Source organism: Fodinibius halophilus (assembly GCF_011059105.1).
Lineage (GTDB): Bacteria > Bacteroidota > Rhodothermia > Balneolales > Balneolaceae > Fodinibius > Fodinibius halophilus.
This window is the reverse complement of sequence record NZ_JAALLS010000025.1, coordinates 16,217-39,834: the sequence shown is the minus strand read 5'-3', so window position 1 is coordinate 39,834 and position 23,618 is coordinate 16,217. Positions and strand designations below refer to the sequence as shown.

Annotated in this window: 19 protein-coding genes; 11 read left to right on the top strand and 8 right to left on the bottom strand. The window is 40.8% G+C overall.

Annotation, left to right across the window (positions count from 1 at the left end):
• Positions 1-93 precede the first annotated feature (93 nt).
• Positions 94-1,896 carry a cation:proton antiporter gene (locus tag G3569_RS15705; RefSeq protein WP_165270926.1) on the bottom strand — a complete coding sequence of 601 codons (1,803 nt, stop codon included), beginning with the start codon at positions 1,894-1,896 and terminating at the stop codon, positions 94-96.
• Between the two features lie 281 nt (positions 1,897-2,177).
• Between G3569_RS15705 and G3569_RS15700 the strand changes: the two genes are divergently transcribed.
• The 4 genes from G3569_RS15700 to nhaA all read left to right on the top strand — a co-directional run bounded on the left by G3569_RS15700 (position 2,178) and on the right by nhaA (position 8,345).
• Positions 2,178-2,420 (top strand): hypothetical protein, encoded by a 243-nt coding sequence (locus tag G3569_RS15700; RefSeq protein WP_165270924.1) that lies wholly within the window; start codon positions 2,178-2,180, stop codon positions 2,418-2,420.
• Positions 2,421-2,502: 82 nt separating this feature from the next.
• Complete coding sequence (locus tag G3569_RS15695) at positions 2,503-4,623, top strand: amino acid permease (RefSeq protein ID WP_165270922.1); 2,121 nt, start codon at positions 2,503-2,505, stop codon at positions 4,621-4,623.
• 164 nt (positions 4,624-4,787) lie between these two features.
• Positions 4,788-6,917 carry an amino acid permease gene (locus G3569_RS15690; protein WP_165270920.1) on the top strand — a complete coding sequence of 710 codons (2,130 nt, stop codon included), beginning with the start codon at positions 4,788-4,790 and terminating at the stop codon, positions 6,915-6,917.
• A gap of 72 nt (positions 6,918-6,989) precedes the next feature.
• Complete coding sequence (gene nhaA / locus G3569_RS15685) at positions 6,990-8,345, top strand: Na+/H+ antiporter NhaA (protein ID WP_165270918.1); 1,356 nt, start codon at positions 6,990-6,992, stop codon at positions 8,343-8,345.
• A gap of 407 nt (positions 8,346-8,752) precedes the next feature.
• Here the strand turns inward: nhaA and G3569_RS15680 are convergent, their stop codons facing one another.
• Both G3569_RS15680 and hisS read right to left on the bottom strand, forming a co-directional pair.
• The gene (locus G3569_RS15680) at positions 8,753-9,754 is read right to left on the bottom strand and encodes a hypothetical protein (protein WP_165270916.1); all 1,002 of its coding nucleotides are present in this window, start codon (positions 9,752-9,754) and stop codon (positions 8,753-8,755) included.
• Positions 9,755-9,818: 64 nt separating this feature from the next.
• Positions 9,819-11,078 carry a histidine--tRNA ligase gene (hisS, locus tag G3569_RS15675; protein WP_165270914.1) on the bottom strand — a complete coding sequence of 420 codons (1,260 nt, stop codon included), beginning with the start codon at positions 11,076-11,078 and terminating at the stop codon, positions 9,819-9,821.
• Between the two features lie 143 nt (positions 11,079-11,221).
• Between hisS and G3569_RS15670 the strand changes: the two genes are divergently transcribed.
• Positions 11,222-11,599 carry a GxxExxY protein gene (locus G3569_RS15670; protein ID WP_165270912.1) on the top strand — a complete coding sequence of 126 codons (378 nt, stop codon included), beginning with the start codon at positions 11,222-11,224 and terminating at the stop codon, positions 11,597-11,599.
• 62 nt (positions 11,600-11,661) lie between these two features.
• Here G3569_RS15670 and G3569_RS15665 read toward each other — a convergent pair whose 3' ends face one another.
• Together G3569_RS15665 and G3569_RS15660 are read right to left on the bottom strand one after the other, a co-directional pair.
• Positions 11,662-12,648, bottom strand: coding sequence for an NAD(P)H-quinone oxidoreductase (locus G3569_RS15665; RefSeq protein ID WP_165270910.1), 987 nt, complete (start codon positions 12,646-12,648; stop codon positions 11,662-11,664).
• An 18-nt stretch (positions 12,649-12,666) separates the two neighbouring features.
• On the bottom strand, positions 12,667-14,151 hold the full coding sequence (locus G3569_RS15660; RefSeq protein WP_165270908.1) for a lipopolysaccharide biosynthesis protein: 1,485 nt from the start codon (positions 14,149-14,151) through the stop codon (positions 12,667-12,669).
• Between the two features lie 124 nt (positions 14,152-14,275).
• On the opposite strand from G3569_RS15660, the gene rffA reads away from it, so the two are divergent.
• From rffA to G3569_RS15645, 3 genes are read left to right on the top strand one after another with little or no spacing between them, the layout of a single operon-like run.
• Positions 14,276-15,403, top strand: coding sequence for a dTDP-4-amino-4,6-dideoxygalactose transaminase (gene rffA / locus G3569_RS15655; protein ID WP_165270972.1), 1,128 nt, complete (start codon positions 14,276-14,278; stop codon positions 15,401-15,403).
• Between the two features lie 4 nt (positions 15,404-15,407).
• Positions 15,408-16,319: a sulfotransferase gene (locus G3569_RS15650; RefSeq protein ID WP_165270906.1), complete on the top strand. Its 912-nt coding sequence runs from the start codon at positions 15,408-15,410 to the stop codon at positions 16,317-16,319.
• Positions 16,320-16,325: 6 nt separating this feature from the next.
• Entirely contained in the window at positions 16,326-17,477 is a 1,152-nt protein-coding gene (locus G3569_RS15645) for a glycosyltransferase (protein WP_205720240.1), read from the top strand.
• On the opposite strand, the gene G3569_RS15640 is transcribed toward G3569_RS15645, so the two are convergent.
• Positions 17,478-18,404, bottom strand: a complete 927-nt coding sequence (locus G3569_RS15640) for a glycosyltransferase (protein ID WP_165270902.1) — start codon at positions 18,402-18,404, stop codon at positions 17,478-17,480.
• Positions 18,405-18,484: 80 nt separating this feature from the next.
• Between G3569_RS15640 and G3569_RS15635 the strand changes: the two genes are divergently transcribed.
• Together G3569_RS15635 and G3569_RS15630 are read left to right on the top strand one after the other, a co-directional pair.
• Positions 18,485-19,324 carry a glycosyltransferase gene (locus G3569_RS15635; protein ID WP_165270900.1) on the top strand — a complete coding sequence of 280 codons (840 nt, stop codon included), beginning with the start codon at positions 18,485-18,487 and terminating at the stop codon, positions 19,322-19,324.
• Positions 19,325-19,379: 55 nt separating this feature from the next.
• Positions 19,380-20,240: a beta-1,6-N-acetylglucosaminyltransferase gene (locus G3569_RS15630; RefSeq protein WP_165270898.1), complete on the top strand. Its 861-nt coding sequence runs from the start codon at positions 19,380-19,382 to the stop codon at positions 20,238-20,240.
• Position 20,241: 1 nt separating this feature from the next.
• On the opposite strand, the gene G3569_RS15625 is transcribed toward G3569_RS15630, so the two are convergent.
• Positions 20,242-22,737, bottom strand: a complete 2,496-nt coding sequence (locus G3569_RS15625) for a YfhO family protein (protein WP_165270896.1) — start codon at positions 22,735-22,737, stop codon at positions 20,242-20,244.
• 102 nt (positions 22,738-22,839) lie between these two features.
• A complete protein-coding gene (gene gatC, locus G3569_RS15620; protein ID WP_165270894.1) occupies positions 22,840-23,127 on the bottom strand; it encodes an Asp-tRNA(Asn)/Glu-tRNA(Gln) amidotransferase subunit GatC in 288 nt (95 codons plus the stop codon).
• Between the two features lie 202 nt (positions 23,128-23,329).
• Between gatC and G3569_RS15615 the strand changes: the two genes are divergently transcribed.
• Positions 23,330-23,614 (top strand): HPr family phosphocarrier protein, encoded by a 285-nt coding sequence (locus tag G3569_RS15615; protein ID WP_165270892.1) that lies wholly within the window; start codon positions 23,330-23,332, stop codon positions 23,612-23,614.
• Positions 23,615-23,618 lie beyond the last annotated feature (4 nt).

The following is a 23,618-nucleotide window of genomic DNA, read 5'->3' as shown; positions in this document are numbered from 1 at the left end:
ATAGATATATTACCCACGATTTATTGTGCTATCTACTGCAATATATAAGAATTTAGGTTATCTCAAATTCTATCAATGAAGCTACTACTCTTACTATACCTCTGTAAGCTCTTCAACATAGGGAATATAAAATATCTTATTTCCAACGGTTGCAGTAGGCGGGTTGTCTACAGTAAAGGGCTGAATTTCATTGTTGGATGTAATTTGAAATAACGGAATTTTTTCCTGACCAACTTCAGCTTCATCGGGTTTGTTATCTTCTGTCACCTCTTCAACAGTTATGACATCATCTTTTGCCATAATTTTTGATATGTGATCAAAATTGAGCTTGGGATCAAATAAGATACGTCCGCTTAGATGACTGGTAACTTCTTTCTCTTCGGTATGCTGCTTGGTGTTTGGAGCAAGTTGAAAAACATGGGACCGCCCAAAAATTTCTCCGAACCGAAGGGCTGCCAAAGAGTTGACTTCATCGTTAGGGGTTAGCGAAAGCATGCGTCCTACCCCATCCAGATTAATATCATCCAAAGCAAACTCGGAGAGGATATTACCGTGATATGTTTCAAACCCCTTCTTTCGCGCTTTTGCTATATGTTTCCAGTTTGCATCTGCTACCAATACTTTAAATCCTTCATTTTTAATTGCTTCTGCAATTTTTAAAGCCCAATCGTGAGCCCCAAGAATTAGAACACCATTGGGAACAGGTTTTGCAACACCCAGCTTTCGGGCAACCCAAGAAGCGGGTAACCCATAAATTGTAACGGTACTAATGATAACTAAAAAGACAATGGGTACTAATTGGTTGGCGTTTTCAAAACCATTTTGTGCCAAGCTGATAGCAAAGATCGAAGAAATGGATGCGGCTACAACACCTCGTGGTGCCATCCAGCACAGAAACAGCTTCTCGCGCCAGTTGATGTCCGAGAATATGGTCGAGATATACACACCGATGGGGCGGGCCACAAAGATCAGGATTGCTAAAAAGGCTACCAGGTTCCAGTTTAAGTTATCCATCAGACTACTCAGCTCAACTCTAGCTGCTAATAATATAAACAATCCTGATAGCAGAAGGACCCGGAGGTTCTCTTTAAATTCAGTTATGTGGTGTATTTGAGCTGATTTCTGATTGGCCAATGCAATTCCCATTAGTGTTGTTGCCCAAAGTCCTGATTCATGTTGTAACATGTTGGAGATGGTAAAGACCGTTACCACGACCATAAGACTGATTGGGTTTTGAAGGAAATCAGGTAACAAGTGCCTTTTTAGTAAGAAATAGATCATACCGGCACCGGCTAATCCCGTTAGAGTGCCAAAGAAAATTGTTTTAACAATACTCATTACTGCCAGACTCGTTGCGGCTGAGAGGCTGGTACTTAATATCACTTCAAAAACAAGTACGGCTAACATGGCCCCGATGGGGTCAATGACAATTCCTTCCCACTTTAATATAGAGCCTACCTGACCTGAAGGACGCACCTGCCTGAGCAGTGGGATAATAACCGTAGGCCCTGTAACTACCAGTATAGCACCTAATAGTATGGATAATTCCCACCCCAAAGGAAATAGATAAAAGGCTGAAACTCCGGTAATGACCCATGTAACAACTACACCTATACTTACGAGGTTACCGACTATGCCGGCAATATTTTTCAATTCCGAAAATCGTAGGCTCAGGCCTCCCTCAAAGAGAATGATAGCAACAGAAACAGAAATAAAAGGAGCTAAAAGGTCGCCCATGAGTTGGTCTGGGTCCAGTAATCCAAAAACAGGGCCGGCGGCAATACCGGAGATAAGTAATAATAATATAGCAGGGAGTTTAAATCGCCATGCAACCCACTGTGCCCCAATACCAAAAATGAGGATGCTTGTAATGCCAATTAGTAAGTGTTCAGCCATGGAAAAACTTTTATAGCTATAGCAGAGTTAAAAATAAATGTTGATCTTTTAGAGACTGAAAATCAATAAATGAAATATGATTAACAAAGTTTTTTGATAGATTATTGGATCTACTAGATGTATATTTAAATCAATAAAGGAATTATGTGTAAAAAAATCCCATTATTTAATGTCCAGTTAACCTTTGTTCTTCCATAGAAGAAAAAGAACCTTTGGGTAAAAATGAAACGACGTACTTCTAAACTCAGTTTATAAGGTCTAATTTAAAAAAATCTATTTTTATGAATACCCAACTCAAGAGTAAGCTTATTACAGAGCTGGTTTGGCTGGTGGGCATTGTTATAGCATCGGCAGCGGTAGAATACATCATTATAGTGCTTTTTGACCTTCACCCAATATTTAGTGTGAAAGCGCAAGGATTTATTGGCCTTATGGTAATTGCGTACGGCATTCGAATGATGGGGCGTTTGGGTAAAGAAGCGAACCTATTTGCAGATTCCGAAGATGAGAATAAAATCGAATAAGATATTAGGGCAAGATTAACTTTTTATCTAAGAGCTGTTCTCCCATCCTAAGTAACTTCAATTAATTAATATACTATTTTTAATGCTAGAAGAATCAAAAAAATTAAAAAAACAACTCGGTTCATTTGATGTTTTTGCAATTGCAACGGGAGCGATGTTTAGTTCCGGTCTTTTCCTGTTGCCGGGGCTGGCAGCTGGTGAGACAGGGCCATCGGTTTTTTTGGCTTATCTTGTGTCTGGTCTGTTGGTGTTGCCTACTATGTTAAGTAAGGCAGAACTGGGAACAGCATTCCCTAGAGCCGGGGGCACCTATTATATCATTGATAGAACGCTTGGCCCGTTGATGGGAAGTATTGGAGGGTTTGGTTCATGGTTGTCACTGGTTTTTAAGAGCGCTTTTGCTCTTATCGGTATGGGAGCCTATATCTCAATATTTTTTGATGTGCCAATTACGCCTGTAGCTATTATTTTGACAGTGGCATTTGGAGCGTTGAATATTTTTGGAGCTAAAGAGACCAGTAAGTTGCAAAATATTCTTGTGATTACTTTGCTCTCTGTTATGGCTTTTTATCTGGTGCAGGGATTCTCGCATCTGTTTTCTCTGGATATCCTGGATGTGCATCGCGAGCAATTCACCCCATTTTTTAAAGAAGGGGTTCAGGGATTTTTTGCAACAGTCGGGATGGTATTTGTATCCTATGCCGGGCTTACAAAAGTTGTAAGCGTTGCTGAGGAAGTGCAAGATCCGGATCGTAATATTCCTCGCGGGATGTTCCTGTCGATTACGACTGCTATTGTGGTGTATGTGTCGGGAGTATATCTGATGACTGCAGTTCTTGAGCCAAGTGCTTTTATGGAGGATCTTACCCCTGTTGCTACTGCAGGAGATGTTTTTCTGGACTGGCTTCCCGGTGATACCGGTTTAATTCTTGTTGTTATTGCAGCAATTGCAGCTTTTGCTTCTACCGGTAATGCAGGTATTATGTCAGCTTCCCGATTTCCGTTAGCTATGGCGCGGGATAAATTAGTCCACCCCAAGTTTTCGAAATTGGGTAAGTTTGATACCCCTACAACATCGATTGCTGTTACTACGGGAATGATGATCTTTTTACTCCTGGTCTTTAATGTAAAAGAGGTAGCTAAATTGGCCAGTGCTTTTAAGCTACTTTTATTCGGACTGCTTAATCTGGCAGTAATTGTTATGCGTGAGAGCCAGATCGAGGAATATGACCCGGGCTATAAATCCCCGTTTTATCCTTGGGTGCAGATGATCGGGATGTTAACTTCGGGACTGCTTATTTTTGAAATGGGAATTCTGTCTATTCTGTTTACCGTTGCAATAATGATTTTGTCGGTAGCCTGGTACTATTATTATGCCTACAGCAAGATCGATCGGCAGGGGGCTATCTTTCATGTCCATGAACGCTTGGGCCAGTATAAAGATTACGGGCTTGAGAATGAAATGCGCCACATATTGCAGGAAAAGGGCCTTCGTGATGAAGACCCCTATGAACTTGTTGTGAGTAGGGCAACGGTTTGTGATGTCGAAGATTCCCATACCCCATATCAGGATATCGTAGATCGGGCTTGTTCCGACTTGGCTTCAAAAGCGGGTATAAGTGAAGAAACGTTACACCAAGCTTTTGATTCTGTAAGTGATTTTGGAGCTATCCCTATTGGAGAAGGTGCGGCATTAAATCATACAAGAATGCAAACCGATGCTGATCCTGAATTGGTTATTGTACGGGTAAAAGAAGGGGTGACGATAGATGATGAACATTATGATTCCTTGGTTGGAGACCAAGAAGGGGCTAAACTCTATGCCATTTTCTTCTTAGTGAGTCCGGAGGAGTATTCTACTCAGCATCTCCGTTTTTTGGCTCACACCGCTGAAATGATTGACCAAGATGATTTTCTGAAGCGATGGAAGAATGCGAAAGATGAAGCTGAGTTGCGAGAAATACTGCTACGAAGTGAACGATTCATCAATATTAAAGTACAAAGCAGTAATAAGACAAAAGATATGATTGGAAAGAAAATGAAAGAAATAAAGTTACCCGGAGAAAGTCTTGTTACTATGTTGAAACGGAAGGGTGAGATAAACATCCCGCATGGTAATACGGTGATCCAAGAAGGAGATCGACTTTCGATTGTGGGAGATCCAGAAGACATTAAAGAAATAAAAGGATTTAGGGAAAACTAATATGCTGTTTGTTGTATGCGCAAAAGAAAACAGTTATCTCTATATAGAAGATGTAATATCATTGAAAAAGAATAATACAGAGTAGTTGAAGGGCAAAACTTTTCTTATTATTGCCCTCGATTAGAATTAATTAATGTAGGCTTTTAATTTGGTATATACTCAATATGGAACATGAAAAATTAGAAAAACAGCTGGGATTATGGGATGTATATGCCATAGCAACCGGTGCAATGTTCAGTTCTGGTTTTTTCTTGCTACCCGGCATTGCTGCTGCAGAAACAGGCCCTTCAGTTTTTATTGCTTATTTAGTTTCCGGGTTGCTTGTTTTACCAACCATGTTCAGTGTTGCAGAACTGGCGACTGCTATGCCCAAAGCAGGTGGCACTTATTATATTATTGATCGCAGTTTAGGCCCTGTAATGGGTACTGTTGGGGGATATGGCTCATGGTTAGCCCTTGTTCTCAAAAGTGCTTTTGCTTTGATAGGGATGGGTGCCTATATCTCAATTTTTATTGAGGTACCCATTGTTCCGGTCGCAATTGTATTAACTGTGGTTTTTGGGCTTTTAAATATCGTGGGGGCCAAAGAAACAACAGCGCTACAAAAAGTACTGGTGGCTGCCTTAATAAGTATTATGACGTTCTATATTGCCCAGGGACTTTTTTCAGTATTTTCAGTTGATTTCTTTGAGGTGACAAGAACACAGTTTACTCCACTTTTTATTAACGGGGCAACCGGTTTTTGGGCTACGGTTGGGATGGTATTCGTTTCTTATGCCGGGTTGACAAAGGTTGCAAGTGTTGCCGAAGAGGTAAGAAATCCCGATCGGAATATACCGTGGGGGATGTTTTTATCTATTATGTCGGCCATATTTGTCTATGTAGCAGGGGTCTTTATTATGGTTTCGGTATTGGATCCTACTGAGTTTCGTCAAGATTTAACTCCTGTAGCAACCGCAGGCGAAGCCTTTATGAGCTGGTTACCGGGTGATATGGGAATACTGCTTGTGGTTATAGCAGCGGTAGCAGCTTTTGCATCTACCGGTAATGCGGGTATTATGTCGGCTTCTCGTTATCCATTGGCTATGGCCCGTGACAAACTTATTGATAAATGGTTTTCAAAAATAGGCACAATGGGGACGCCGGTGATTGCTATCATCGCAACCGTATTCTTGATGATATTCTTCTTGGTTGCTTTTGATGTGGCTGAGGTGGCTAAGTTAGCCAGTGCATTTCAGCTGATGCTTTTTGCACTGTTGAATCTTGCCGTAATTGTAATGCGCGAGAGTAAGATTGAGGAGTATGATCCCGGATTTAATTCTCCATTCTATCCCTGGATCCAAATAGCAGGGATGATTCTTTCTGCTGTTCTTATCCTGGAAATGGGGTTGCTGTCGATTATCTTTACTGTTGTAGTCAGTATTTTTAGTGTAGGATGGTTTTATTACTATGCTTATGGCAAGATCGATCGGGAGGGAGCTATTTTTCATGTAACGGCCCGGCTCGGTAAGCGAAAAGATTACGGGCTTGAGCGAGAGATGCGTGGCATTCTCAGGGAAAAAGGGTTGCGCGAGGAGGATCCCTATGAACAGGTTGTTGCACAGGCAGAGGTTATCGATGAACCCACGGATAAGCTGAGTTATACAACCATTATTAAGCAGGCTTCTGATATACTTGCTAAACGGTTAAAGATGGAGGAGCAACAGCTCGTTGATGACTTTTGTAAAGCACAGGATCTGGGTACCATTCCTCTTGGCAATAATACGGTGATCAACCATATACGGGTTGAGAAAGATTGTGACCCGCAGATGGTACTTGTACGTATTCCCGAGAGCATTACGGTTTCTACCGAGGGATACGAAGTACTTGATGAAGATGAGACCGGGGAGGTCGAAAATTTATGTGCAATGATCTTTTTAGTAAGTTCATCTGAAAATTCCAGTCAGCACTTACGGATTATTGCTCACTTGGCAGAGATGATTGGCAGCAGACATTTTATTGAACGTTGGAACAGCGCATCAAATGAATCGGAGCTCCGTGAGATCTTACTCAGAGATGAACGTTTCATCAATATCACTATTACAAAACAAAATAGTACACGCGAGCTTATTGGTAAAAAGATAATGGAGGTTGATCTGCCGGGTGAAAGTTTAATTACCATTCTTAAGCGCAATGGCGATATTAAAATTCCCCACGGATCTACCGTAATAGAAGAAAATGATCAGTTATCAATAATTGGAGACATAGAAGATATTGAGGTTATTAAAGAATGGCGTAAGTCCGTCGAAAACTAAAGAGGGACGGCTACTCTGATAAGAGCGAAACAAGTTTATTTAACGTAAAAATTAATTCAAAATAACAGGAAAGTGACAAATAATAGTAGTATAACAGAAAAGATTAAGAGTTTTTTTCGAAAAGACTCTGCAGCGGGAATGATGCTTCTTTTTGCCACCATTCTTGCCTTGATTGTGGCTAATAGTCCACTCTATGAAATATATCATCACTTTTTAGAGATGCATATCCAAATTGGGGTTGGCAATCTAACTATTGATGAATCAGTTCATCATTGGATTAATGATGGGCTGATGGCGATATTTTTCTTGCTCGTTGGTTTAGAGATTAAGCGAGAACTTAAATATGGTGAACTCTCAACCGTTCAGTCGGCCTTGTTACCTGCTGTAGCAGCCGTAGGCGGGGCTTTGCTACCGGCCTTGATATACTGGGGATTTAATGCCGGATCGGCAAATATGAGTGGCTGGGCGATCCCCATGGCAACGGATATTGCTTTTGTGATTGGGGTTGTTGCCTTACTGGGTACACGAGTACCGGTGTGGGCGAAAGTCTTTGTTACCGCAATTGCCGTGGTTGATGATCTTATCGCAGTATTGGTTATTGCGTTTTTCTATACGGAATCTATCAGTATGATTGCATTGGGTATTGCAGCAGCAGGCCTACTGGTGTTGATGCTGCTTAACTATCGTGGGGTTGAGAAAATATCGCCCTACATGATTATTGGTTTTGTAATATGGTGGGCTGTACTCAAATCGGGTGTGCATGCCACAATTGCAGGAGTATTAATTGGATTTGCAATACCTGCAGCTCGGGGATGGAGTGTTTCTAAACTTAAGGAGTATGCTCAAGAAGGTTTTGATCTGTTTAAGCAGGCTGAGGAGGATGATATGCCCGTTACTAAAGAACAGGCACTGCACCATATGGAAGAAACCGTAGTACACGCAGAATCGCCCTTGCACAGGTTGGAACACAAGCTGCATTTTTCAGTTTATTTTCTGATTATGCCGATCTTTGCATTTGCCAATGCAGGGGTTGTTTTTGATACTGAAGTAATGGGCCATGCTTTTGCCTCAACATTAACATGGGGTATCGCAATAGGACTGTTTGTTGGTAAGCAGATTGGAATCTTAGGATTTACCTGGATCTTAACAAAGTTAGGATTTACCGACCTTGCTGATAACAAGGAAACCTGGAAGGTGGTGTATGGCGTTGCCCTGCTGGCCGGAATCGGCTTTACCATGTCACTCTTTATTGCCAATCTCTCTTTTGATGCAGGTTCAGAGTTCTTGGAGTTTGGTAAAATTGGTATTCTCTTGGGTTCTTTTGTCAGTGGCGTTTTGGGATACTATGTTCTCAGTCGTCGTCCGGACTATGGCGCGGATACCCAACAACCATATGATGTGCCTGAGGGAAGTGAGGCCACTTCATAATAGCTATTAAACATTATTGGTATTGAAAAGGCGGCTTTCGGGTCGCCTTTTTTATTTGCGGCCAATTTTGTTGCGTGATACCGTTATGCGTGTCTCGTGATGCATGAGGATAGGATGTAGGATTTAGGATACAATATACTGGAGGTTGGATTCTGAACAATTAAGAATGAGAAATTTAAAATTAGGAATTGAGAGAATCCCGGCCTGTCACTTGGTGATTAAGTCACTCAGTCCCCTAATCCATGCTTTTAGCTGTTTTACTTGGCAATATCCATTCTGGTTCCTGACTTCTGGCTCCTGACTCCTAAGTTCTGAATGCTGAGTCCAGACTACTAAATTTTTAGGGGCCAAACTAAAAGAGGTTGACTTGCTACTGATCTTGTGAGTGCAAACAGTGGTTGGGCAATTTATTTCTTGATAGAAGGATTGGAAATAGGGCCTTCCAACTGCAGGCTTATACTACCGTTTTCTTTTGGGATAGAAAAAGAGAGTAACCGTTCTATATTTGTGAGCACATTACTGAAAGAATTAGAAAATTCACTGGCTGATATTTTCATCCCCTCAATTTTGGATTGTTCCAGGGGAGTTCTGAGCTGAATAAAACCGGTAGTAGAAAACAGGGCCAGTTCAGACCTTACTGAACCTTCAATATGTAATCCATCAGCTTTATGTGTTGGTTTTGAGTGGAGTTGGGCAGATTTGAAGGGAATGGCATCAGTCGGGTATCCAAAGCCTTTAATAAAGAAGCTATAGCTATTTTGAAAGTTCGTTGAGGGGGTCCATACGAGGGAATCCAATTGGAACTGATGGCTGCCTTCTGTCCAGAAGTTTGCCTGCTCTTCAGCAATAGTTCCACTGTATTGAAAATGATGGGCTCTAACCGTAGAAAAGGTTGTTTGGGGTATAGAAAAAGTTAAGCCGGAGCTTTGGGCCTCAATGGTTTGAGAACTGGCAAAGGGTGTGCCGTTTATTGCACTGCGTAGCCCGTCAAGTGCATTGCCGTGGTAGCTTATCTTCAAAGTATCAGCTTTTATCTCTTCCAATCCCTTTTTATTAACATAAGTAGGGCGAATAGCTGCTACTTGTAGGTTTTGAAGATGATCGAGCCCATAACTTATTCCCCCTACATAGATATTTAAAAAATCGATGTAGCCTATATCAAAGCTGAGCTTATTGGCCCGTTCGATATGGTTATCCAGGATGATTGTAAGGTCGTTAATAGTCACATCTGCTGCAAAGGGAGCTACCTGAATAGCAGAATATTGTACCGAGATGGCATCGTTCTTTTGGGTCTCTTTCTGTATCGCCTCATCGATCATCTGTTCGGCCTGGGATGCTGCAAAAAAGTGATACCCAATAAGCAGAACAATAAAAAAGGCAACACCAATGAAGTAATATTTCTTTTTCATGCTACTGTGGTAATTTGTGCAGCACTCTGAAATCAATTACATACAGCGATGACTGCAAAGGGGGTTAAGTCGTTAATTTATTTAGAATCTCTTCAAAGGGGTAAGCCTCTTCTTCACTTTCCTTCATGTTCCGCAGCGTAAATTTACCTTCATTTAATTCATGACTGCCCACAATGATGGTGTGGCGCGCATTTTCTCGATCAGCGTCTTTCATCTGTGCTTTCATTGAGCGGCCGATATAATCCATAGAAGCTGAAAGACCGGCGTTTCGAAGCTTAGGCAGATGCTGAACGCCCCATTCCCGGGCATCTTCACCGAGTGTTACGATATAAACATCCAGCATCTCTTCTTCTTGTAGCTGTATATCAAGCTCTTCACAAGCAATAAGCAGTCGTTCCATACCGGCAGCAAATCCAACAGCAGGGGTGTGGCGTCCGCCAATTTCTTCGATAAGAAGATCATAGCGACCACCGCCTCCTAAGGCGTCTTGGGCACCCAGATCGGGACTGATAAGTTCAAAAGCAGTACGGGTATAATAGTCGAGCCCGCGCACCAAATGCGGGTCTTCTTCATAGCTGATCTCCAAGGAATCGAGTAAACTCTTAACCTTTTCGTAATGGGCCGCTGTCTCTTCAGTAAGGAAATCAGTGATAACCGGGGCATCTTCAATAAAAGGTTGATCTTCCTCTTCCTTGGAGTCGAGAATACGCAGCGGGTTTTTCTCAAACCGACGTTTTGAGATTTCACTCATTTCATCCAGATTTGGACGGAAATAATCTTTTAGGGCCTCGGTATAGGCTTTTCGGCTTTCCGGGTCACCTACAGAATTAATTTTCAGCGTGGTATTACTGATACCCACACGATCGTATATCGCCATCATAAAAGCGATAATATCCACATCAGCCGCGGGATCATCGGCCCCTATAACTTCGGCTCCGAATTGATGGAATTGACGCTGACGTCCCTTTTGTGGCTTTTCGGCGCGGAACATCGGTCCAATATAGTATAAGTTCTGAGTACCGCCGCGTTGGTCTAGGTGGTGCTCAACAAAGGAACGGGCCACTGGAGCAGTACATTCCGGACGTAGGACATATTGGTCATCACCGCGCTCGAAGGCAAACATCTCTTTAGAGACAATATCAGTGAGTTGCCCCACACCCCGTGCAATAAGCTCGGTCTGCTCCATTATAGGAGTACGAACCTCCTCGAAGTTAAACCTTTTGGCTTCTTCGTGGATGATGCGTTCCAGTTTTTGCCATTTTCCTACTTCGTCGGGTAGGATATCAACCATTCCTACATGTGTGCTAAACGTCGGTTGCGCCATGAATGTAAATTAGTTCTGTTGCAAAAAATTATTCGACCCAAAGATAATATTCTGCCTACAGAAATCCTTAGGCAATTTTGTAAGGATTAAGAAGATTCCGGGTCATACATGTAAGGCCACAGATAACCACAGATTATAGACAGATGAATACTTATAAGCATCATAAGTTGACGAGGAAGATTATCAAGGGATATTATGGAGTATATAATGAGTTGGGGACTGGATTTTTAGAATCAGTGTATGAAAGTGCAATGCTATTCACGTTAAAGAATGAATTGGGAATGGATGTGAAATCACAAGTACCAATTACTGTGTATTTTAGAGATATAATTGTCGGTGAGTTTAGAGCTGACTTGGTAGTTGAAAACAAAGTAATTGTAGAATTGAAGGCTGTTTCAATTCTATTGTCTGAGCATAAAGCTCAATTAATTAACTATTTGAAGGCTACAGATATAGAATTAGGGCTTTTAATGAATTTTGGTGATGAGCCAGAGTTCAAACGTTTTATTTTTGATAAATAATAATTTATACAGATTGCTTATTGATCAGTTTTAATCTGTGTAAATCAGTGGCTTTTATAAAATCACATCCCCGTTAAGACAATTTTGCCGGTGTTCTTGTTGTTTTGCATCCGTTGGTGTGCCTGCTCTGTTTCACTCCAATCATAAACAGAATCGACAACAGGAGCTAACGTTTGATTGTTAAATAAAGAGAGGGTTTGCTGTTTAAAGTCCTGGGTGAGATCAATTTTATAGTCTAATGAGCGCGACCGGAGGGTGGATCCCATAATAGACAATCGCTTTCTCAGGATTGGGATGAGGCTTATCTCCTCAACCTTGTGTCCTCCTAAAAAAGAGAGATAAACAACACGACCGTCGGTGGCAAGAATCTCCATATTTTTATGCCAGTAAGGTTGGCCTACAAAGTCAATCACAAGATCTACAGAGTCAGTCCCAATATCATTAATAATCTCTTCGGCGTAGTTCTGCGTCTTATAATTATATGCGAACTCAGCTCCCAACTCTTTTGCCGTTTCCAGTTTATGGTCTTTGCCGGCCGTACCCAGGATACGGGCATCGTACAAGTGGTGAGCCAGCTGTATGGCAGAAGTTCCCACGCCACTGCCTGCCGCATGGATAAGGATCGTTTCCCCTTCCTGAAGTTTTCCCAGCCAATCAATAGCCTGAAAAGCCGTAAAAAAAGTTTCGGGTATAGCAGCTGCCTCTTCAAATGATAATTCATCGGGGACAGGCATGGCCATATCTTTATGGATCGTACAATATTCAGCATATCCGCCGCCGGACAATAGCGCAAAAACGCGGTCCCCTTTTTCCCACTCTGTAACCTCCTTGCCGGTTTCCTCTACAATACCGGCCATCTCTAGTCCAAGAATGTTGCTGGCTCCTTGGGGGGGAGGGTAGTTGCCGGTACGCTGCAATAAGTCAGCACGATTGACAGCAGTTGCTTCAATTTTAATAAGGAGCTCATCCTTTGCTGGTTTCGGTGTAGTAGTTTCTTCTATTTCCAGTCTGTTGTCATCATCTTGTCGTATGACGTTAATTGCTTTCATAAATCTGTTGGGGAATTCTTAAAATGGAGATTTTATCTTTTTGATAGTTTCAAAAACAAGTTGATTAAACTGCTCTGAGATATTTAGCATAATGATGGGAGATAGGTAAAGGCCAGTAATTATAGTAGACCTTATTATGAGATCAATATAAGTATTAAACATCGTTGGCACTTGAGAAATAATGATCATTGTTGCAGCTCCTATCGCTAAAACGTAAAGTATTTGGGTTTCGAATGGCTGCATGGAAAAACGAAAATAAACATAGAAGAGCTTAAGAAAATTATACAGAATAACTGCAGTTGCAGTACCGATAGCTGCTCCAAGAATTCCATATACTGGAATTAAGAGATAGTTAAGTATAATTGTTACAAAAATAAGAAATATCGTTGAATACAGATCGAAGTGGTAATGTTTGGAATTTAATATAATGGCACCATTAACACCCGTTGCCATACTGAAAACGTTTGCTGAGGCAATAATTATAATGACTAGGTTTCCTCCAGAATAAGCCGGGGGTAACAGCTTCATTAGGTTTTCAATATTGGCAACAACCCCACAGAATAGTAGTCCTCCTGCAATAATCATGTTAATAGAGGATCGAGAGTAGATATCTTCAATAAGATTTAGGTCTTTTTTCTTAAATGCATCTGAGATCAAAGGAGAGGAAATCTGATAAACTGATTTCCGAGGAATGGTAATTGCTGAACCTATATAAAATGCTATAGCATAAATACCTGTTTCGGTGAGCCCAGCTAATGAGCCTAACATAATTATGTCAATATTATTAACAAGAATAGAAGCGATACCTCCGAAAAAGGCAAATAGGCTATAGTTGCCCATACTTTTAAGCAGGGATTTTCTAAGAAATTGAAAATCAGGTTTAATATTGACCTCGAATTCATTAAGTGTATATATTAGCAGCCATAGCGTAATAATTCCGTAAGTTGATACGAAGGCAATCATAAATTGGAAAAATGTGATCCAATTTAATAGGTAGAGAACAAGAATGATTGCGGCAAGCACTCGAATTACTATATTCATTAAGAAAGATGACATGACGGTATCATAGAGTGCACGCACGTATGCCGAGAGAACATGAAAGAAAAGGATAAAAGCTGCCAGGGGAAGAATTAGCCAGTAGTAATCAACGAGAAGCGCTGATCGTTCAATAAAGTGCTGGGTAATTTCGGGTCGGAAAGCGTAAAGAATGATTGTTAAAAAAAATAGCCCAATAAAGGGAACTGCGAGTGATAGAAATAAGGACCCATGGTGTTTGTTTTCTTTATTTCGGAAGATAGGAAAATACCGAATAATAGTATTTTGGGTACCAAGGTTGGCCAACTGTGTAGAAACCATTGCTAGTGACAATAGAACTCGGGTCAATCCGTATTGTTCAGGCAATAGAATATTGGGATATATCCAAATGGTAATAATAAAACCGAGTGCTACACCGATATACGAAATAATCGTATTTCGTATACTCTGCCGAATAATAATTCCCAAGACAATAATTTATTTAATTTGAAAAGAAGTGGAAGTTAATAATATTTCTGAAGAATTGAATTGCATGAGGCGTTGAATTTGCTTTTAATTAGCATTTTAATTGCTATTTATTTTATCACGATATATGAATATTCCTTTTAATGAACCTTTTATAGAAAAGGAGGAAGAAAAGGCTATTGTTAGAGCACTCCGACAGAAACATTTGAGAGGAGATGGCCCTAGTACTCAACGTGTACAAGAAGAAATGGAGGAGTGGTTGGGTGTCGATCACGTACTTATGACAACCTCTTGTACACATGCTCTTGAAATGGCAATGATGGTACTAGGTATAAAAGAGGGGGACGAAGTAATTATGCCATCCTTTAATTTTGTTTCTTCAGCTAATGCTGTGGTACTTAGAGGGGCTAAACCAATATTTGCTGAAATACGTCCAGAAACAATGAATATTGATCCAGTAGATATTGAAAGAAAAATTAATAATCGTACAAAAGCTATTGTCCCGGTACATTATGCTGGGGTGAGTTGTGATATGGATGCTATAATGGATATTGCAGCTCAACATGATCTGTATGTAGTAGAAGATGCTGCACAGGGAATCGATGCTTATTATAATATGAAGCCGGTTGGCACTATTGGTGATATCGGTTGTTATAGTTTTCACGACACTAAAAATATAACATGCGGTGAGGGAGGCGCTTTTATTACAAACAATGATGAAATCGCAAGAAAAGCTGAAATAATACGAGAAAAAGGAACTAACAGGGCCGCTTTTATTCGTGGAGAAGTTGATAAGTATACTTGGGTTAGTGAGGGTAGTAGCTATATACCATCTGATATACTGATGTCGCTGTTGGAAGCTCAACTTGAAAAACGTAAAGAGATAAAGTCTAAACGTCGACAAATTTGGCAGCAGTATATGGATTTGTTTAGTCCATATGCTGATGTATTGCGACTTCCCGTTATTCCAGAGGGGCGAGACTCTAACTACCATATTTTTCACTTTTTAGCTGATAGTGAGGAGCAACAGCAAGCATTGATTGATTCATTTAAAGAAGAGGACATTCCGGCGACATTCCATTATGTACCCTTGCACAGTGCTCCTTTTTTTGAATCTAACTATGAGGTAAATAATTTCCTTAAAAGGACACAAAAGTACAGCGATCGGTTAATACGATTGCCCCTTTATCCTGGTCTAGAAGCAAATGAATTCTACTTTTCTGCAGTAAAAAAAGCGATAGAACGAATAGTATAACCATATGGTATTTATATTAGGTATAGAACGATCGGCGACGACGTGGGTGTCTAATATATTAGATATGCATTCTGGAACAGAGTTATATATGGAACCATTGTCAGAACGTACCAGTAGGTTTAAGCAATGGCCCAATCGATTTACCAAGATTGAAGATTTACCTGGGAGAGCCCAATATTTTCAAGAGGAATTCACTTACCTAAGGGAAAGGAACAAGTTTTTTTTTAGTAGGTTAAGTGACGCAGATCTGGCTTGGCAGTTGGATTTTCTAATTGCTGAAAAACTTTGGAGGGCTTTACCTTTAGCCCGCGATTTTTTTGAACTTAACTTTAATCGTAAAGGAACTAGGGAATACCCTTCTAAACGGATATCTACTGTTGATATTATTAAAGAGGTACGACTAAATTTTAATACATCAATTCTGAAGTATATTCATCCCAATATTAAGGTTGTGGTTGTGCTAAGAAACTATGCGGCGAATGTGCAGTCAGTAGCTCGACAGATAAGTAAAGGCAACCTTTCAGAACTCGCTGAACTCTTGCAAAATCATTTTCATGACATAAATGAGCAAACTATTTTTGACTATTGGGCCAACAGTTATAACCATTTGTTAAAAGATCTGGATGAAGAAAAAATATCCTATTTTGTATTACGACAGAAAGATCTCATACAATCAGGTGAAGAAACAATTGATGATTTACTGAGTTTTCTTGAGTTATCACCAGAACCTTCTGTATATAACTATATTTCTCGATCTAATGTTAGCGGAGCGGGGAAACACAATACCAAGCGAAGCCATAATAAAATATTAGAACAAAACAGCCAGGCTCAAAATAAGCTATATCCCAAAATAGCTGAACAGATTGATACTACTGACTGGCATCCGGTGCTGCATAAAGAGATAATAAAATTGTGATTATAAATGATAAATGTTGCACATACTTCTCTGATTTATTTCCGACTCAGTGAGAATTGGATCCACACCCAAATAAAGCACTGTAGAGGTGTTAACCCATTAGTGCTGACCAATGAATCCAACAATTTGGATTCAGTAGGATGGACTCCCCCCGTTTTTTCACGAAAAGATAAGCTGCCCAGAGGTATCTTGGAAGCAGATAGCTTGGTCATGTGGATGATAGGATACTATCCAAGTTTTTTTATCCAAATGAAAAAGAAAAATATTGATCTCATTCATGCTCATTTTGGCCCGATGGGATATTTATGCTCAGAATTAGCAAGTCAGTTGAATATTCCGCTTGTAACAACCTTTTATGGGTATGATGCTACCCAATTACCAGAAAAAAAATCAAAATGGAAAAAGAAGTACCAGCGATTATTTGACAAGGGAGAACGCTTTTTGGTAGAGGGACCGGCAATGAAAAAAAAACTAGAACGTCTGGGTTGTCCCTCAGCTAAAATTGTTGTTCATCATTTGGGAGTTGAGTTAGATCACTATGAAGTTCGTTCAAGCTATTCAGAGGATAAGGAGTTGAAAATACTTATGGCTGGGCGTTTTGTAGAGAAAAAAGGATTTATTCATGGGCTAAAAGCTTTTCATAAATTTCGAAAAAAAGGCGGTGAAGGTACATTAACACTTATCGGAGATAGCAGTGGTACTGCTGCTTCTGAAAGAGTAAAAGAAGATATTATACAGTATATAAGAAGTAATGGGCTGGAGGAGGTCGTTAATTTGGTGGGTATGGTGCCGTTAGAAGAATTACGGGAAGAATATTACAAGCATAATTTGTTTTTGGCACCGAGTGTAGAAGCAGAAGACGGTGATAACGAAGGTGGGGCTCCGGTTACCACTATTGAAGCTTCAGCAACAGGACTTCCGGTTATTGGAAGCAGGCATGGAGACATCCCTGAAGTGGTAGAGGATCAGAAAACGGGTTTAATAGCTGAAGAAAAAGATGTGAAGACATTGGCAACACATCTGTACACTCTCTATGAGCAGACTGCATTGCGAAAACAAATGGGGCAAGCGGCTGCCCTACGTATGAAGTCACAGTTCAATGCAGAGATGCAGGGTCAGAAACTTGCTCAAATCTATGAAGAGTGTCTAGACTCTTGATTATGAGGATTGGTTGTATCCCTTCCATATCCACCAGCGGAACTGAAACAACATGGCGGCTTTAGAGGGTTGCAGAATTATTATATATCCAATTGCCAGTGGAAAAGAACCAAGTAATTTTGCCGCTTCAGTAATCCAATTTTTTAACTTTTGATTTGTTGTAGCCTCTCTGAGTCGCAGCCACATACTTTGTCCGAGACCCAGTGCTTGCTGTTCTATATATTCTTTGGTTAGGCGGCTCGATCCTACACGATGATATAAAAATGCATCTGGCACATAATAGATATTTTTATACTTCGAACGAATGCGCCGAAATAATTCCTTTTCTTCTCCGGCATTTAGTGATTCTCCTTTTCGTCCCAGTTCGATATCAAAGATGCCAACCTGCTCGAATACTGATTTTTTAAAGCCCATGTTTCCCCCAAAAGGGTATTTTGTCTTGGGATAGATCTTTGTGCGGTCCCCAAGATCATGATGACCAAGTAGAGGTAATAAAAAATGCGACATCCATGAGGGACGGGGATCATCAAACTGCACATGTATTTTTCCGCCGCCGGCTACAGCATTTGGATTGGTTTCAAAAAAAGATATCCATGCCGGTATCAGGGAGGGGGTCGCTTGAATATCATCATCTAAAAAAACCACATGTGTAGCTGTGGCCTCCGTGATGCCCCTGTTGCGGGCAAATGACAATCCTTGTTTTGTTTCTTTGATGTATCGGATGTATTTATCATCTTTATTGGCAATTTTTTGGTGTTTCTTTACTACTTCGGCCGTGTTATCAGTTGAGTTATTATCAACAACTAAAAATTCATATGCTGAACTATCAGTTGGCTGATGTTCTATTAAAGATCCGAGGGTGTCATCCAGGTAGGCAGCCCGATTATAGGAGCATATTATGAATGTAACAGTGAGTTGTTTGATCATACAAATAAAGCTAATGCCGACGTTAATAAACAGCTGAAAATATGTTATTATTTTAAAAATACGAATTTGTGATTCCCTCTATGAATACCTCAGCTGAGCAGAAGCCACTCGTATCGGCTATTCTTACAACACATAACAGAGAAAACTTACTTCCTCGTGCATTAGACTCAGTATTAGAGCAAACGTATGATAATTTAGAGGTAGTGGTCGTTGATGACGGTTCAACCGATAATACACCGACCATTATGCAAGAGTATAAACAGCGATATGATATTACATACATGCGGTTAGAAAAGTCGGTAGGTGCTTGCCGGGCTCGGAACAGGGGCATTCAGCATGCCCGAGGTACTTTTATCGCCGGCCTTGATGATGATGATACCTGGCACAAACAACGCATTAACATGTTAATGAACGCATATACCGATGACTATGCCTGTGTATGTTCGGATATAGATATGGTGTTTCCCCGGGGTAAAGCGGTTTGGAAAAAACAAAAAGTAGTAGACCTTGAAACCTTGTTATACACCAACCAAGTAGGCAACCAGGTGTTAGTAAAACGCGACCGTTTGTTGAAAGTAGGAGGATTTGACCCCGAACTGGAAGCGGCACAAGATTACGATCTCTGGATTAGACTCTGCGATGCCTATGGCCCGATCCGCAATGTACAGCAGCCGTTGCAAACGATATTTATGGATCGAGAAGAGGGGCGAATTACATCGCGTTCGGCTGGTAAGGGATATCTACAGTTTTATAACAAACATAAGAAGCGTTTGAGCAGAGCACAGCGAAAATATCAATTGTTTAATATCCGAAGGGCCCAGCAAAAGCCGTTAAGTTTGACTGAATTTATTTTCTGGGTGCCTGGTTTTCGTTATTGGGATGAGTTTAAAAAAATTATTTCAGGAAAATGGTGGCATTAAGTTTTAATAGTTGGCTTAATTGATTTTCGTATTATCTGAATAAAATAATTATACAATGAAGATAAATTATTTAATTCTTGCCCATACAAATTTTGAGCACCTGGACCGGCTTATCTCTGCTCTGGATCAACAAGGGGTAAACTTTTTTATTCATATTGATAAAACAGCAACACAGAACTACCATAACAATAAAGCCAATGTTCATGTTGTAGAAGATAGAATTGATATTACCTGGGGTGGCTTTGGTATGGTGGTAGCGACTATTAAGCTGTTGCAACTGGCTTACCGCACTAGTGGAGAAGGCTATTACTGTTTAATAAGTGGGGCCGATTACCCCGTACGTTCTAACGAAAGAATTACAAAGGAGCTGGCTAAAGGGTACGAGCGGATTAATATTAAAGCGGCCCCGTTGCCCCATAAAAAAATGGAACGCTTTGAATATTACCATTTTGATTTTAAGTGGCGCAAGCTGATGACATTATCCGAAAAAGTTATTACCGGGCTTGCTAAACTATTCGGTATTAAGCGCGATATCCCTTTTAAAATTTATGTTGGTTCTCAATGGTTTGTGCTGTCTCATCAATGTGTTGGTTATATCTTACAACAACTTAGTAATGAACCCGACTATATCGACTTTTTTAGATATACCAAGATTCCTGACGAAGCTTTTTTCCATACTATTATTGGCAATTCTTATTTTTTAAAGCATACAAAGCCGTGTGTTACCTATATGGATTGGGGAGACGGAACAGGGCCAGAATTGATAGCTGAGGAGCACGTGAATAGGTTGAAAAGGGTATCAAAGATAGAGGGAACATATGGCGATTTTTATCCCCTCTTTGCCCGGAAGTTTAATAACAACAGTAAAGGAGTAGTAAAAAAAATTGATGAAGAATTACGAGGGATAAAAGTATAGACTACTTACTGTTTGAATCCTCCTTTCCCCAGCCGGTATATCTTATCAATATTCCAATTCCCGACAGCCACAATATGATATGCCCGCCCCATGCAAAACGGCTCCCCCAAACGTTCGAGGCCGGTTCAAATGTCATAGTAATAGTGTGGTCCCCGGCCGGGACTTCCAAACCGCGAAGAACAAAGTTCGTTTTATGGATTTTAGCAGGTTTCCCGTCAATAGTAGCGGTCCAGCCTGCAGGATAATAGATTTCACTTAGCACCAAATAGTCTTTTTGGTTTGTGTTAGTGCTTAGCTCGATCTTATTTGCTTTGTAAGACGTTATCGTAACGCTTGACGTTGTATCAGACGTTGCAGAAACCGGGGTTCCCTTTTCTACAATAGCTGTTGTTTCGGGATTGAAGTTAGCAGTCGGTTGCATCAGGTCTACAGCCGCCTGTGGAGATGGTACCGTTTTAACAGAATCCACAAAAAAGGCCTTGGGCAGTACATCATTATTCCGATAAACCCGTTGATTATTTTTGTTAAAGACTTCGGTATAACCACTAAAAGGCAGGGCCTGCTGTGCAGTAACATATTTAACATTCAGCATATCAAGAATAGCGTGGTTAACGCCGGATGGCCCTTTCATCAACAGATTATCAACCAGATCTTGGTAGTGAGCCAGTTTCGCCCCGGTATATCCGCCAATGGTAGGATAAAAGTAGGCAGGTATCGCATTATTAAACGGGTTTCTCATCAATGGGAAAACGCGATAGGGATAACCTTGGTCGCTTTCAATATTTTCCATGATAAAGGCGTCCACCGGCTGTTGCCTCCGTTGGATCATCTGTTCAGCATCAAATGTGTCTGAAACCATTCGTTTTTCGTTCACATATCGCGAATCGACACGGAGTATGTCATAGGCCGTAAGCAACAAAAGACCGAGCAGAAGATATCCTTTGCTAATTTTTCGCTGTATAAATCCGACAATGAGTCCACCTGCCAGGAGTACCAAAATTAGGTACCGGGTGGCATCGCTGCTGGCAATCTCTTTTCGCTTCGGCTTTAGTTTGGTATTAATATAATTGTTGACGCCCTGCTGAACCCGCTGGTTATCGGGAGAAACATTGTTCTGGCGGGCTAATTGCTGGGCATATTGATTGAATTCTCCCGGTTTTTCAAATGAAAGTAACGCATTGCTACCCAAAGCAAATATAGCACCTATACCAATAGCTATACCCAAAGGCAGGAATAAATCCTTAGTTGATTTCTTAGCATCCTTAGCTAAGTTTATCAACGCCTCGATACCGAATACCGCCAACACCGAATAGCAGAAAACCGTAACGATGAGCCACATTTCCGGGGTCCGAAATTTATTGAAATACGGCATGTAGTTAAACATGAACTCATTAAGCAGGGGAAAATGGTAGCCCAGTGAGAAGAGCATCGTTAGAGATCCGACACCAAAAAACAGGTATTTTATTTTTTTGCGGTAATGGATCAATCCAATAAGGGCTAACACAAATGCGATTGCTCCAAAGTAATGGGGACCACTGGTAAAAGATTTGGGGCCCCAATAGGCTTCCCCGGATGAGCCTCCGTAGAGTCCCGGTATTATTAGGGTAAGTAGTTCACCCACTCCCTGAGACCAGCTAAAAGCATACTCCAGGGAAAGGCCGCCCCCTTGAGCTGTATCCAGCGTAGAGCCTCCTCTGGTACTATATTGTGCATATTCATAAAAACGCCAGTACAGGTCAATACTACAGATAATGGCTAATATGCCTGCACCAAAAGCGATACCGGTGCGCTGTAGCCAATCCACGATCTTGTCTTTTTGATAGGCTAACCAGCTGTCGTAGATCCACCAAAAGCCCAAAAGGTATAAAAAGTAATAGGTAACCTGGGGATGTCTTGCTCGCAGTTGTAATGTCATTGCCAAAGCAAAAACAAAAAAGGCGAGAAGTTTTTTTGAGGATCGCGAAACCATATAGTACCCCACAAACATCCAGGGGATAAACGAAAAGGCCACAACTTTGCTAACATGGCCTGCTTCGATAATAATAGGGAGGTAGGTAGTAAAGCCAATGAGAATAGCTCCCAGGGCCGAAGAGAATGGTCGTAACCCCTGGATTACAAAAAATAAGTATGAACCACCCAGTAGAATCCACAAAAAGGGGATCGGATGGGTTTTTTCTCCTAAATCTTTAATCAGGCTATCGATGTTATAGGGACTCTCGGGCGTATGTATCACATAAGAGGGCATCCCCGAAAACATGTTTGTTGACCAGAGGGGATGTTCGTCATGCTCATCAATATGTTCAACAACAGATTCGGCCCCGGCGCGCCATTGTAATACATCGTTGCCTAAAAACCGTTCGCCGCCAAAAAAGATGGCAGAATACAGAATCAGGGGTAACAAAAACAGGATTGATAAGGCTATCCAATGTTGTTTTTTTTCGGAGAGCCGTGAGATGAAATCGTTTTTTGGATCGGACTTCTGCTTTTGTTTACTCAAAGTAGCAAGAGGTTAAATGAACGTGTTTTTTTAAAACCGGTAGTATGCCGAATTGAAGTTGGCTGATCTCAGTTATACCCCTTTTGATTATATAAGAGGTATTTAATCGATAACTCGTGGAACTCGGAAATAGTCAGAGTCGGCATCAGGAGCATTTTTAAGAGCATCGTCGTGAGATAACGGTTCTTCAGCTTTGTCATCACGAAGTCGGTACTCCAGGTCAATAACATGTTCCAGGGGTTCTACATCAGAAGTATCAACCTCTTCAAGGGTAGCGATATGATCAAGAATCTGGTTCATATCTCCTGCCAGCGATTCGGTTTCCTCTTCAGTTAGTTCTAGACGCGCAAGATCTGCAACGTAATCAACATCTTTTTTCGTTACGGACATGGAAGATATTTTTTTAATAGGAGTTCAAAATGAGCAACAATTTAAGAAATCAGCAGAACAGTTGACAATATTGTCATGGGCAACTTCGCAATAGTTTTTAATACCTAATATTGCCGGTATAGTGGTAGGATTTTCATGTAACAGTTGTGGATAGTTACGGCAATAATTGGCATCTTAAGCCTCAATTAAAGAATTTTATAGGATGATAAAAAAGAACGTTACTATTGTTAATGATGCCGGTCTGCATGCCCGACCTGCAGCCGCTATGGTAAAGTTGGCTTCGAAATATGAATCTGACTTTTATATCCATATGTATGGCTATAAAGTAAATGGGAAAAGTATTTTGGGGGTTATGACCCTGGCTGCAGAAAAAGGAGCAGAACTTGAACTGGAACTCGACGGCGAAGATGAAGAAGAAGCACTAGAAGCGATTGTTGAACTCATAGACAGCGGTTTTGGTGAAGTTTATGAAGAAGATGAACAGTAAAAAT